The organism is Niallia sp. FSL R7-0271 (assembly GCF_038005785.1).
GTDB lineage: Bacteria > Bacillota > Bacilli > Bacillales > Cytobacillaceae > Niallia.
Map to the genome: position 1 here is coordinate 663,488 of NZ_JBBOTZ010000002.1, position 14,458 is coordinate 677,945.

Consider the following 14,458-nt stretch of genomic DNA (forward strand, 5'->3'; position numbering starts at 1 on the left):
AACATGGACGAAATACGTGGTGAGTACTTTGCAGAAATGGTTAAACAAAAAAGCGTTCACTTAACTTCTTTTGTTATCACATACAGTAGTAAAAATAAAGGAGGACAATGGATGTTTTCGCGATTCGGAAAAACTAAAAAAACACTAATCGTCACAGTTTCGTTGCTTTTTACTTTGCAAACAGGCTTGTCTACAGCTTTGGCGGGAGATACTTTGCCATACACAGGTGACAGTGCAACTGGATTAAATCAGCCAACTCAACACGGTTATACAGCGAATGACATTTTAGAATGGACTCCTGAAGCGGATAAAAATGCGGAAATGCTGCGGTCACGAGTTCCTTTACAAGAACGTAATCAGGCATTTTCTGCTACACAGGCTAACCCAAATGTAAGCTCTGAGACACAAATGTTAAATCTTGCTGGTGATTATGGCAATGCTTTTATGGACAGCACAGCGTATACGAATAAATTCGGTCAATATACATTCCCGTACTGGCAGTATATTGACTATTATTCTTATTGGCATGGTACAGCGTCAGCTGATGTGCCGAATTACTTATATAATCCGAGCCTGCCATGGTATGAAAGATGGTTTGAATTTGGAGTACTTAATATTCCGAATCCTGCTTATACAAATGCCGCACATAAAAACGGGGTTAAATCTCTGGCGGTTATTTTTTTCTCGAGCAATGACAGGGGACCGCAAACGTATACACAAATGCTGGTAAAGGATAAGAAAGGTAACTTTCATGTTGCTGAAAAGCTGATAGAGATGGCTCAATATTATGGTTATGACGGTTATTTCTTTAACCAGGAAGAAGCTAGCTCAGGGGTAGCTGTGAAGGATATACCTGTTTATAAAGAGTTTTTAAAGGTGTTAAGAGACAAAGGATTGTATGTGCAATGGTACGATTCTGTTCATAATACTACTGGCAAAACGAGGTATGAAAATGAATTTACGGCAGTTAATAGTCCGTTTGTAAAGGATGAGCAGTATGGTGATTTGGCTAACTCGATTTTCTTAAATTACTTATGGAACAAACAAAAAATGGTGAATTCTAAAGCACACGCCGAAAGTCTAGGGTTAGATTCATTGAAGACAGTGTTTGCTGGAATTGAAGCGGGCGGCGACAGGTTTAATAAACAGCGTAATGATTTGCGAAATAATTTGGACAGCAACGGAAAGCCGTTAAATAGTATTGCTATGCTGGGGTCTGATTTTACGCATCACGGCTTGGATGAAGATCTTGGCGGGGAAGATACAAATCGACGCAATGACAGTGATTATCAATGGATGTCATTTATCCGTGATCGTGCTTGGTGGTCAGGACCAAATTTGGACCCGACGAAAACGGGAAGAAACGCAAATGCACAGCTTTCAGATGTAGCAGCCAAAGGCGATAACTGGGATGGTGTTGCGGCATATATCGCTGAGCGCAGCGTGATTCAAGGTGCCAATTTTGTGTCTGATTTTAATATGGGCCGCGGTCAGGCTTATTATGTCAATGGCAAGGTAAGCAATGCAGAAGAATGGTCCAATATTAATATTCAAGATATTCCAGTGACATGGCAGTGGTGGCTGGAAACAACAGGTACGGCGCTTCAGGCTGATTTTGATTTTGGTCCTGAGTATAATGCAGGTTCAAGATACAGCTATGAAAAAGTCGGTGCCTTTAATGGGGGCAGCTCGCTAGTCGTAAATGGCGCACTAGATGCGGATAACTTCTTACACCTTTATAAGACTGATTTGCAAGTTAAACAGGGCTCAGAATTTTCCCTTACTTATAATAAAACATCGCCAGACGATTCGTCTGAAATGAGTGTCGGCTTCATTTTCAAGGACAATCCAGACAAGGTTGTGAAAGTAAAAGTTCCTGATTCCGGCAAGAAAACAGCAGGATGGGTAACCGCCGGCGATAAAAAAATCGATGATTATCAAATGAATATTGGGCAAGTGAAAATAAGTGACGGTTCTATTAAGAAACCGCAGGCACCAACAGGGCTAAAAATTACAAAAGCTTTACGGGACTCCAATGAAATGAATATTTCATGGGATATGGAAGCTTACGATAATGTGAAGCAATACAATGTCTATAATAATGGAGTTTATGTCGGCGGCATATACGATGAAGTCTTTTACATGAAGAATTTGCAAAGTCTATCTGGTGAAATTACGTTGACGGCTGTGAGTCAGGACGGTCAAGAAAGCGACCCTGCAGCAGTGCATTACGACTTAACAAAAGGTGTAAGTAATATTAAAACCGTGCAATCAGATAACGGCGATATGGTAGTGTCCTGGAAAAATCCAATGGACATAGACGGTAAGATTTCTATCAATATTACTACAGAGTACGACTATGCGAAGAAAGTAAACGAAACAGTCACTGTGAAAAACGGCAAAACAGAAGTGAAACTGCCTGACATGCCAATTAACGGTGATAAATATCTTATTAAAATAAAAGTCGGCAGCAATGACTGGATTAGCTACAGAGGCACGTTCTTTGATAAATCCATTGAAGCTTATTCAGCAGAAAAAGTGACGATAGAAGGGAATTCTGTTACATGGGGACTACCTGAATCAAGGGATTGGCACTATCTGTATGTCTATGAAAACGGTGAAGCGAAAACATTTGATACTACCTACAGTCAAGGACACAAACCTTATATTGTCCGCGGCCGCACACATACGAAAGAGCTCACCTTTGAAACGGAAGCAACAGACAGCAGTTTAGAATTTGTGCTGGAAGATTATTCTGGCAACAAAGCCAGTACTGTTATTAGAACCACATTAGATAATCTTTACAGTATGATTAATGATCTTGTTGAAAGTGGAGAATTGAATAATAAGTCAGGTGAGCAGCTGACAAAAACCTTAACTGCTGCAAAGAAACATTATGACGGCGGCCGTTTAAAGCAGGCAGCAACCAGCCTTAATAAGTTTAAGGATGAATTAAACGATAAAGAAATGAAAAATGTTTCAGAAGACACGAAGAATAGGTTAAAAGCTAATGCTGATTATTTCCTAAGAAATTGGAAGAAGTAAGAGTGATAGATTAGGAGGGAAAGATTTTGACATTACAAAGGGTTCAGCGTTTTATTCAACATTTATCGAATTATGTGCTTTTGGAATCTATTTCGATCAATGATTGGCAAGCAAAGCGCGGCATCTATGTTAAGCCGGGAGAGTATGAATTTGAATCAGACGATACTGTTCTTATAAATGAAGGTGACTGGTTGATTAATGCAGGCGCCACAATGCTTTTGGAAAAGGAGATAACCATTCCAGCTGATTGGCAGAATCGGCCGTTTGGACTTACATTCCTTTCTGGTGCAAAGGACCGCCGGACTCTTCATGAAGGGTTAGTTTCATTAAACGGCATGCCACATCACGGTATTGACCGCAACCGATGCTATGTTCCGTTTCCAGAGGAGGTTCGCGGGAAAGAAAAGGTTAACATAAAAATTGAACTATATAATTACGCTGGCCAAACACTCGATGAGTTAAATTATCAAAATGAACCAGCAGAATTCGACCCGCCGCCCTTGAATCTTTTAAAAGCCAGCCTTGATTTAATAAATACAGGTGTTCAAAGTTTACTGGCTACTGTGAAATGCTACTATGAAACTGCAAAATTACTGCCGGAAGATGATAGTGATCGAGTTAAAATCATCGAGGCATTGCAGGAAGCTGAGAAAAGAATTCTGTCAGAAAAGCCGGAAGCATTTACGAATCAGTTATTAATTGCTGACATGGAGGCTGACTTACAGAAAAAGTTAAATATGTTGACGAGCAGTACGGCAGGTCAAATGCTGATGGTAGGTCAGTCTCATATTGATTTGGCATGGCTATGGCCTGTGAAGGAAGCGATTCGTAAATGCAGCAGAACATTTTCAACAATGAGCACCTTGCTTGATGAGAATCCGAGCTTTACTTATGCTCAAAGCCAGCCTCAAGCCTATGCTTTCGTAAAGGAGCATTACCCTGAAATCTATGAAAGGGTTAAAAAGCAAATTGCTGATGGGCGCTGGGAAGTCGTCGGCGGGATGTGGGTAGAGCCTGATTTAAATATGCCGTCTGGTGAATCATTAGTTCGTCAGCTTCTCTATGGAATGAAGTTTTACAAGGAAGAATTCAGCAAACAGCCAAGAATTGAGTGGCTCCCAGATACATTTGGCTATTGTGCATCACTGCCGCAATTGTTAAAAAGTGCTGGCATTGACTATTTCATGACATCCAAGATGAATTGGAATGATACCAACCCATTTCCTTTCGATTTATTTTACTGGGAAGGAATTGATGGGACGCGCATCCTTTCCTTCTTAAATCATGGCTTAAATGAATATACCCATCCTGAAGAAATCAAGACACATTGGGATAGTTATAAGCAAAAAAATCTCCATTCAAAGCAGATGCTGCTATACGGCCATGGAGATGGGGGCGGCGGTGTTACCCAAGAAATGATTGATTATATTGATCGGTCTTCGTCTTTGCCTGGCTTACCAGCCGTCGTAAACAGCACAGCCCATGAATTTTTCGATGAAATAACGAAGTCCAATCCGTCCTTGCCGACATGGGTTGGTGATATGTATTTGGAGCTCCATCGCGGAACATACACGACCCATGCCAGAAATAAGAAATGGAACCGAAAGGCAGAGGTGCTGTACCGGGATGCGGAAATTTGGGGAAGCGCAGCTATAAACTTCGCTGGAGTGAAGCTAGCTTCGTCATTGGAACAAGGCTGGAAGCAGCTTCTTTTCAATCAATTTCATGATATTATCCCTGGATCTTCCATTCCTGAGGTGTACGTTGATTCTGAGGCTGACTATAAGGAAATCTTTGCCTGTGGTGAAAAGGTGCAACAAGAAGCTATCCATGTGCTGGAACAGCAAATAGACACAGAAGGTGATGGAATACCAGTTATTCTCTTTAACAGTTTGTCCTGGAAAAGGTCGGAGACAGTGAAAATATCAGGTGGACTAGAATTGGCAGGAAAGGGAGCAGTAACTCGGGATGGTGAAGAGCTGCCCACAGACATTATTCTATTAGAAGATGGTCGCATAGAGTTATCTGTTTACGTTCCAGAAATCCCAGAAATGGGTTATCAAGTGATTTGGTTAAAAGATTTGGAGAAACAGGGAAGTAAAGTAGAAGAGGCGAACGTTCGCCAATGGGAGACGGAATATTATCATATAGAGTGGAATGAGCAAGGAGAAATTTCCCGTTTATACGATAAAAAGGTCAAGCGTGAAATCTTGCCTAATGGTGCTTTTGCCAATCAATTGCAGCTGTTCCATGACCGCCCGATGCTTTGGGATGCTTGGGATATCGACCCTGAATTTGCAAATCAGCCGGCAGAAACGGTTACTCTGTTAGAACAAAGCATCCGAAAAGGAGCAACAAAGGATATCATTCACTTTAAATGGCAGCTTTCACAGTCAACTATTGAACAAGAGCTGATTTTATATCACCACAATCAACGAATCGATTTTCAAACTAGGGTCGATTGGCAGGAGCAGCACAAATTATTAAAGGTTGCATTCCCTGTTGATGTAATGAGTAACAAAGCTACGTTTGAAATTCCGTTCGGCTCAGTAGAAAGAGCCACACATACTAATACAAGCTGGGAGAAAGCCCAGTTTGAGGTGTGCGGCCATCGCTTTGCCGATCTCTCCGAATCTGGTTATGGTGTCAGTTTGCTGAATGACTGCAAGTACGGCTATGATGTAAAGCAAAATGTGTTGCGTCTGTCCTTGCTGCGGGCACCTAAATGGCCAGATAAAGGGGCAGACATTGGTTATCATGAATTCACTTATTCGTTTTTCCCACATAAAGGCGACTGGAGAGAAGGGGCCGTTGTTAAGGAAGGATATGAGCTGAATCACCCTGCTGTTATTTACCGTGCTTCTGCCCATCCAGGAACTTTGCCTAGTTGCTCTTCTTTTATAAAAACAGAATCCAGCCACGTCATCCTTGATACAGTTAAACAGTCAGAGGACGGCAAGAGTCTCACTTTAAGAATGTATGAGTCAAGCGGCGGCAGAGGGGAGATTCATGTATCATTTGCTCGGAATATTCTCTCGGCATATGAAACAAATCTGCTGGAAGAGAAACAGACAGAAATCTTTGTACAAGAGAACAGGCTGTCCTTAAACTTAAAGCCATTTGAAGTAAAAACGATCGTCGTTAATTTATAACGGTATTGAGGGGGATGAGTCATTCTAATATGGAGAATGAGACAATCAATCATGAAATAGAAGCATTGTTAGCAAACATGAGTTTAAAGGAGAAGGTCGGTCAGGTTAATCAGAAGCTGTATGGCTGGGAAGTATACGAGAAAACTGACACAGGTTATATCCTCACAGAGAAGTTTAAAGAGCATGTTCGCATATGGGATGGAGTCGGAGTGCTTTATGGGTTATTCCGATCCGACCCTTGGTCAGCTGTCCATTTTGACAATGGCATTACAAAGGATGCAAGTGCTGATGTAGCCAATATGATTCAGAAATATGTAAAGGAGCATACAAGGCTGGGCATTCCTGTCCTGCTTGCGGAGGAATGCTCCCACGGCCATCAAGGCTTAGACAGTCTGATTACGCCTGTTAATTTAGGAATAGGTGCGACATGGAACCCAGAGCTGCATGAAAAATTAATGGCAGCAGTGGCAGAGGAAGTTCGGGTAAAAGGCGCCCATTTAGCTTTAGTTTCCACATTAGATATTATTCGTGACCCACGATGGGGCAGATCTGAAGAGTGCTTCAGTGAAGATCCTTATCTTGCATCCCGGTTAACAGAGGCGGTTGTATCAGGGATGCAAGGAGAGAAAAGTGAATTTATTCCCGCTGAAAAAATGGCTGTTGTTTTAAAGCATTTTGCCGCACAAGGTAACGGACTAGGTGGAAAGAACGCTGCTCCGGCATCAATCGGTGAAAGAGAATTACGAGAAATTCATCTGCCGCCAATGATAGCTGCCATAAAGTATGGAGCTCTAGCCTGTATGGCAGCTTACAATGAAATTGATGGAATTCCCTGTCATGCCAATGGCTATCTCCTCAATCAGATTCTGCGCAAGGAATTTGGATTTAAAGGAGCGGTAATGGCGGATGGCTGTGCTCTTGACAATTTAGTCTCATTAACGGAAAGCAAAGAAAAAGCAGCTGCTTTAGCACTTGAAAATGGAGTGGATATAAGTCTTTGGGATGATGTGTATCCCGCTTTAGAAGCTGCCGTTCAAAGGGGGCTAGTCAGTGAAGAAAAGCTGAATGATGCGGTAAGAAGGGTTTTAACTCTCAAATTTAAAATGGGGTTATTTGATAAACCTTATATGAATCGTGCACAAAGCAAGACGAAGGAGAATAATGAGAGAATTAACCTGGAATCTGCTCGGCAGTCGATTGTGCTGTTAAAAAATGAGGGAATTCTGCCTTTTAAAAAGACTATTAGTAAAATTGCTGTAATCGGCCCTAACGCAGATTCTGTCTATAATCAGCTTGGCGATTACACACCGTTTCAACGAGAAGGCAGTGTGATAACAGTCCTGAAAGGAATAACTGCGCTAATGAAAGAGGCAGAGGTTGTTTATGAACAAGGCTGCGGTATTCGTTCTCATGATGAGGAAGGAATAGAAAGAGCAGTTGATTTAGCGAAAGCTTCAGATGTAGCAATAGTTGTTGTAGGCGGATCAAGTGCAAGAAATTTTGATGCCCAATTTGACGTAAACGGAGCGGTTATCGATACAACTGGCGAGGAAGAAATGGATTGCGGAGAAAATGTGGATACAGCTGATTTAGAGCTGGGAGGGCAGCAGATGCAGCTCCTCAAAAAAGTGATGGAAACAGGCACACCGATTGCGGTGGTGCTCGTTCAAGGCAGGCCTCATGCTATTTCCTGGATAGCAGAACACGCTAAGGCAGTCATAAGTGCTTGGTACCCTGGACAAATGGGTGGTCAGGCGATTGCAGAGATTTTATTTGGGGATGTCAATCCGAGCGGTCGTTTACCTGTTTCTATCCCAAGGTCGTCTAAACAGCTGCCAGTTTTTTATAACTACAAAGAAGGAGGATACAAGAAAGACTATTTTGATATGTCTGGCAGTGCCTTGTATCCCTTTGGCTTTGGCTTATCTTACACACAATTCGACTACAAAAATCAGCAAGCAGAAAGACAAATGCTGTCAGTCAGTCAATTATCAGCAGGGGAGAAATTCTCCCTAACTGTAGACGTCACTAATAAAGGAGAACGAGCCGGATATGACGTAATACAGCTTTATATAAAGGGAAAGGGCTCTAGTATTACGCGAAGGGTAAAGGAATTAAAAGGCTTTAAGAAGGTCTGGGTTGACGCTGGGGAAACAAAAGAAGTTACGTTTGAACTTGGGAAGGAAGAATTACAAGTTTTCAGCAGTCAGAACATCTATAAAGTGGAACAAGGATCATGTGAAATTGAGGTTGGCAATCCTGTTACTTGCTTAAGTTTAGACTTGAGTATCTGCTGATTGAACAGATATAAAAGAGGACTGACATTAACTGGTTAGTCCTCTTATTTCAGTAATGGAAGCGCTTGAAAGGGGTGGCTGTATTTGGTATGATTGAATAACTACATAGGAAATGGAGGTTTTTCTTTTGACAGCATCCATGAGATTAAGATAAGGGAAGTTCATTCGTTAATGGAATACGTTTGAATGCTAAAACCTATGTTTATAGCTAAAGGATTGGTCTGTCTATTTTTAAGAAAACCTTATTTAACGGTTGTTTGAAAAAGGGGATATGTCTGTCCTCTTTTTCATTTGTCTTCGAACCAATATATATAGAACAAAACGAATTTTAGTAAATGTAGGTGAAGCATAATAAAGGGAAGAAATGAGTGAAATAAATGAACAATGTTAATGATCAACAGAAGTCGTGGTTAAGAAATATTATTCTTTTCTTAAGCAGTCAGACGATTTCTCTATTTGGTTCGTCACTTGTGCAATATGCGATTATGTGGCATATCACCTTAACGACAGAATCAGGTCTAATGATGACACTTTATATTATTTGCGGCTTCATTCCGACCTTTATTCTGTCGCCAATCGCAGGAGTGTGGGCAGACAGGTATAATCGAAAAATGCTGATTATCGTGTCAGACGGATTAATCGCCTTTTCGACTTTAATACTGGCGATTCTCTTTATGATGGGATTTGATTCGATTTGGCTCCTCTTTGTGATGGCGGCGATTCGTGCATTTGGAACAGGAATTCAAACGCCTTCTGTTGCAGCGATTTTGCCTCAAGTGGTTCCAAAGGAAAAGCTTACAAGAGTAAATGGAGCAAATGGCAGCATTCAAGCTGTTATTATGTTCATATCACCGATGGTCAGTGCTGCACTGTTAGCTAATACGACTATTGAGATAATCTTTTTTATCGATGTTATTACTGCCGCTATTGCAATTTTTACGATGCTGACATTTGTGAAAATTGCTGTTCATGAAAAAGCTGCTGTAAAGCAGACGACAAGTTATTTTGCTGATTTTAAAGAAGGCTTGCAATATATAAACAACAACAGTTTTCTTAAATCCTTCTTTTTATTCTTTGCCATCTTCTTCGTGTTAATGGCACCAGCCGCATTCTTAACACCGCTTCAGGTAACGCGAAGCTTTGGCGGTGATGTTTGGCAGCTGACTGCGATTGAACTTGCTTTTTCAATCGGCATGATTGCCGGCGGAGGAATCATTGCTGCATGGGGCGGTTTTTCCAACAAAATCAGTACAATGACACTCGCAAGCGTTATTATGGGAGCATGTACATTGGCACTTGGCATTGCTCCGGCATTTTGGCTGTATTTAATCTTCATGGGAGTGTTTGGGGCAGCAATGCCAATCTTTAATACTCCTACAACAGTACTATTACAAGAAAAAATTTCTGAAGAGTATTTAGGCAGGGTCTTTGGTGTAATGGGAATGATTTCTACTTCTATGATGCCAATCGGCATGCTTATTTTCGGACCACTCGCAGATGTTGTTGATATCGAATGGCTGTTGGTAGGCACTGGTTTATTCATCTTGATTCTCACAATATTCTTAAGCCGCAACAAGGCATTGATTGAAGCAGGGCAGCCTGCTGTAACAGAATCTTAATTAGAAGGGCGAAGAATGAATCTTCGCCCTTTTCATGTTATAACAGTAAGGAAGTATATATTTAACACTAATGTTATTTTTAGATATAATCTAATCAGAATTCTAAATTTGCAGTCAAACATCAGCAGGTTTTCATAAAAATTTTTCTAGTAAAATATAGGACAGGGTGGCAGGATGATAATTTGGATAAACGGAGCATTTGGAGCTGGGAAAACACAAACTGCACACGAGTTACATAGAAGAATACCAAACTCATGTATCTATGACCCAGAAAATGCCGGTTATTTTTTGCGGGAAAATTTGCCTGCATCTACTTTTAAAGGGGATTTTCAAGACATGCCAATGTGGCGTACCATTAATCATTCTCTATTATCTTATATTAATAAGGAATATAAGGGAGTCATCATCGTGCCGATGACGATAGTAAATCCTGTCTACTTTTCTGAAATTATTGGTGAATTAAGAAAAGAAGGTGTCACCATTCATCACTATGTATTGTGGGCTTCCAAGCCCACCTTAGTTAGTCGGCTAAAGGGGAGGGGCGAAAGAAAAGCTTCCTGGGCAATAAATCAAATTGACCGCTGTATGGAAGGCCTTTCTAATAGTGTATTTGAAAATCGGATTAATACAGATAATATCACAGTAGCTGTAGCAGCTAAAACAATTGCGGCATTGTCAGATGTTCAACTGCTGCCTGATAATCGCAGCTTCTTAAGAAAAAAATGGGATCATTTTAAGTTGAGATTACGAGATAGATAGGCGGGATAAAAATATGACAGTATCAGTCGTAGAGCTTCAACCTTACAATCCTGATTGGGAACAACAATTTGAATGGGAGAAAAAAAGAATCCGTGACGCGATAGATGGTGTAATAGAAGTTGAACATATTGGCAGCACCTCTATAAAAGGATTAACAGCCAAGCCCATCATTGATATCATGGCAGGGGTACCTAATTTAGAGCAAGTGGATAAATGGGTACCAACCTTAATGGAAATAGAATATGAATATGTGCCTAAACCAGAGTTTACAGATAGAAAATTCTTTAGAAAAGGACCGTGGGGACAAGGGATTTGCCATCTTCATATTTGTGAATATGGCAGTACAGAATGGCGAGATAAATTACTTTTTCGTAATTATCTCCGCCAACATTCGCAAGCACTTAGGGAGTATGCTTCCCTCAAAGAAGAACTGGCACATATACATAAATTTGACCGCCATGCTTATACAGACCGAAAAGGACCATTTATTAGGAAAATAATTGAATTGGCAGCAACGAAAGATTAAGTAGTACAATAGCAGTCTATAAAGTGTAAAGGAATAATCACAATGAAGATGGAATTAGGTATCCTTATAATAGAAGAAGGAACTTTTCTTACAAACAATAGGAAAAAAGCGAAAGTGCAAATCGTAGCAGGAAAGTATCCTATATACGCAAATATTAGTGATAGTAACACAACTCCCATGACTTGTGGCAGTTTTGTTGAGGCATATGTTGATTTAGTTCAAATAAACAACACCAAAACAGAACAGTTTCATTATATAATGGATCAAAAAGAGCTGGTTGAGAAAATCTTGAAAAAAGATGAAAATATCATTCTTCATGATACATTTCATATAAGACAGGATTATTATGTTTATGACGCAAAATTATTTAAAACAGATGGTCTGTATTTCAAAGCATGGGACTCTGTCTATGAAATACAGAAACTTGCCGGGGACGATTATATAGTGCTGTATGGAAATAATGAATGGGAAAAACCATTAGCGATAGCTGTAACGGAAGGCTTGGATAAGTACCATTTGTTGAAAGTAGATCAAGGAAAAGCGATATCCCTAAAGACTTTTAATATACATGAAGATTTGTTTACAGATGAATTCCTAGATGCAATGGACGCACTTAAATCCATCGTTTACTTTAATAGATTATAAGAAAAAACGTTGACTCGGACGACAAGTTAAAAGGCTCTCGAAATATGAGAGCCTTTTAATATATAAGCTTATTTACCTTTTTTAACGATATTCACCGCTTCTTTTGAAACATAGAATTTGCCATTAGTTTGAACTGTAACTGTTTTAAGTTCTTTATCTTTGCCTTTGATTGTGACAATATTCTTATTTACTGGAATTTCTGCAGTTGTTTTGCCTTTTGTGACAATAAGAACAGGGTTGTTTTTGTCAGATGAGTCGATGCTGACTTTTGCGCCAATTTTTTTGAAAGCAGCTTCTGCTTCAACGAAAACTTCTTTGTCCAGCTCACCTAAATTGAATCCTAAAGCTTTTGCGGCAGACTTAGCGACATCTGTGTTTTCAATTAAACCAGTCGGTTTGCCTGGGCCGTAAGAATACATGAATAGATCCTCACCTGTATGGCCGCCTGTTGTAAAGCCAAGATTAGCTCTGTTTGCAAGCAGCTGAACAAGCGTTTTGCTTAAGTCTGCAGATGAATTTAATGCTTTTGTTTCTTCTGCAGTTGGATTGTCAATCCCGTACAATGCCGCAACTTCCAGCACATTTGATTTATCTTTATTAAGCTGCTTTAATGCACCTTCTAAAGTCATTTCAGCCTTTTTTAATGGGTCAATATAGCTTGAGACTGGAGTAGAAGGGTAAGTAGAGTTTGTGTTTTGGTTTCCGATAGAAATACCGCTGTTGCCATGATCAGATACGGCAATAACTAACGTATTTTTATCTCTCTTCGCAAAAGCCACTGCTTCTTTTACTGCTTCGTCAAAAGCAAGTGTATCACTGATCATCCCAATTGGATCATTAGCATGAGCTGCCCAGTCCGGCTTGCTTCCTTCCACAAACAGGAAGAATCCATCTTTGTCTTTAGAAAGCGTGGAAATACCTTTTTTCGTCATTTCAGCAAGAGTTGGCTCTTCAGGATTTGTTTGCGGGCGGTCCATATCATAAGCTAAAGCTGCTGGCGCGAATGTTCCCCACAATTTTTTTGATTTAGAATTTAAGAGCTCGTCACGTGTCTCGACTATATCGTAGCCGTTGTCCTCAATGACATCAACTAAATTTTCGCCGTCCTTGCGGTTTTTTGCTTCAAGAGACGTTTTACCGCCACCTAAAACTACATCCATGTTTTGGTAAACCTGCTGTTCAGCAATACTGTCATAATCAGTCCGGTGTGTTGCATGGGACGAGAATGCAGCTGGTGTGGCATGCTGGATTTCGGATGTCGAGATAATTCCAGTAGATTTCCCTTCAAGCTTAGCTCCTTCCAATACGTTCGCCACCGGTTTATACGGATTATCGGCAAGGGAAGAATCTACACCAGGTGACGCAACCTTTTCAGGCAGAACCCCAACAAACTTGTCATTGGACTTATTGCCAGTTGCCATGGCCGTTCCAGCTGGTGCAGAGTCTGTGACAGCCGATTCAGCAGAATACGTGCGGACACCTCCAGACAGAATTTCGTCCATTGCAAGAGGTTCACCCTTATACCATCTAGAAAGGGTAGTAGTAGTAGAGCTTACTCCATCCTTTACAAGCACAATGACATTTTTTGCTTGCTCTGATTCTTTTTTTGCTTCTACCTTTTCGTTTGCTGATGTGTAGGCAAGCGTCCCAAGTGCTAACGAGCTTGCTAGAGTGATCCCCATGACTTTTTTATTAATCTTCATGTTAAAGTTTCCCCTTTCAATTCTGTAAACTTAGTTTGTTTTGGATGAAGTAAAGCTGTTAATCTATTAAACTATGTAATCACCCCTAGATAGAATATAATCAATTGCTTATGAGTATAAAGCAGCTAAGTTAATAGATTGTAAAGGAAATGTAAATTATTGATAATAACAGGAAAAATAGGAATATTTACTTACTTGATTTAAAAGCGTTTTCATTTTGTGTTAATTCTTATTTCCTGCAATTTAATTTCTTTAGTGATTTGATTCTCACAAGCAATAGTAAGCTTGCCACATAAAATAAAACAATCAGCGACCCTGCTTTCAACAAAATCACAAGTACCGCTGTGAAAGGTTGAATCTTTACAGAAAAAGTTGAATATTACATGGAGAATGCCAGTTTTGTTTACTAATCCTACAAGCTCTCCGTAATAAATGCTTTTGCTGTAAAAGGTAGCTGTCACGATATCCTTATCTTGCGTATAGTGAAAAATAGAGTCATTTAAATAATACAGGCTGCTATCCTGAGCTGATAATAAAAAAACTTTGCCGTTTAAGTTCTCCATACGAAATCCCTTCCTTTTCTTGATTTTTATTGCAAAATAACTTCTTTCATAAAGGTAAAGTATGGAACGCATTTCAAGTCAAGGCAGTCTTGCATATAAAAAATTAGTTGACCTGGGAAGCGTTTCATAATTTACGATAAAAGCAAATA

The 14,458-nt window shown here is 40.1% G+C and carries 9 protein-coding genes; 7 read left to right on the plus strand and 2 right to left on the minus strand.

The features are described 5' to 3' along the window. Window positions 1-3: 3 nt before the first annotated feature. From MKX82_RS23310 to MKX82_RS23340, 7 genes are all read left to right on the plus strand, one after another. The gene (locus MKX82_RS23310) at window positions 4-3,045 is read left to right on the plus strand and encodes an endo-beta-N-acetylglucosaminidase (RefSeq protein WP_341080477.1); all 3,042 of its coding nucleotides are present in this window, start codon (window positions 4-6) and stop codon (window positions 3,043-3,045) included. 26 nt (window positions 3,046-3,071) lie between these two features. Next, entirely contained in the window at window positions 3,072-6,197 is a 3,126-nt protein-coding gene (locus MKX82_RS23315) for an alpha-mannosidase (RefSeq protein ID WP_341080479.1), read from the plus strand. Window positions 6,198-6,211: 14 nt separating this feature from the next. Further along, complete coding sequence (locus MKX82_RS23320) at window positions 6,212-8,494, plus strand: glycoside hydrolase family 3 N-terminal domain-containing protein (RefSeq protein ID WP_341080481.1); 2,283 nt, start codon at window positions 6,212-6,214, stop codon at window positions 8,492-8,494. Between the two features lie 377 nt (window positions 8,495-8,871). Then, window positions 8,872-10,113, plus strand: a complete 1,242-nt coding sequence (locus MKX82_RS23325) for an MFS transporter (RefSeq protein WP_341080483.1) — start codon at window positions 8,872-8,874, stop codon at window positions 10,111-10,113. A 174-nt stretch (window positions 10,114-10,287) separates the two neighbouring features. Then, window positions 10,288-10,872 carry an AAA family ATPase gene (locus MKX82_RS23330; RefSeq protein WP_251646933.1) on the plus strand — a complete coding sequence of 195 codons (585 nt, stop codon included), beginning with the start codon at window positions 10,288-10,290 and terminating at the stop codon, window positions 10,870-10,872. Window positions 10,873-10,885: 13 nt separating this feature from the next. Continuing rightward, window positions 10,886-11,398: a GrpB family protein gene (locus tag MKX82_RS23335; RefSeq protein ID WP_233315536.1), complete on the plus strand. Its 513-nt coding sequence runs from the start codon at window positions 10,886-10,888 to the stop codon at window positions 11,396-11,398. Between the two features lie 42 nt (window positions 11,399-11,440). Next, window positions 11,441-12,043, plus strand: a complete 603-nt coding sequence (locus tag MKX82_RS23340; RefSeq protein WP_341080486.1) for a hypothetical protein — start codon at window positions 11,441-11,443, stop codon at window positions 12,041-12,043. A 68-nt stretch (window positions 12,044-12,111) separates the two neighbouring features. On the opposite strand, the gene MKX82_RS23345 is transcribed toward MKX82_RS23340, so the two are convergent. Beyond that, the gene (locus tag MKX82_RS23345) at window positions 12,112-13,746 is read right to left on the minus strand and encodes an alkaline phosphatase (RefSeq protein ID WP_341080489.1); all 1,635 of its coding nucleotides are present in this window, start codon (window positions 13,744-13,746) and stop codon (window positions 12,112-12,114) included. Window positions 13,747-13,958: 212 nt separating this feature from the next. Further along, complete coding sequence (locus MKX82_RS23350; protein ID WP_341080490.1) at window positions 13,959-14,309, minus strand: hypothetical protein; 351 nt, start codon at window positions 14,307-14,309, stop codon at window positions 13,959-13,961. Window positions 14,310-14,458 lie beyond the last annotated feature (149 nt).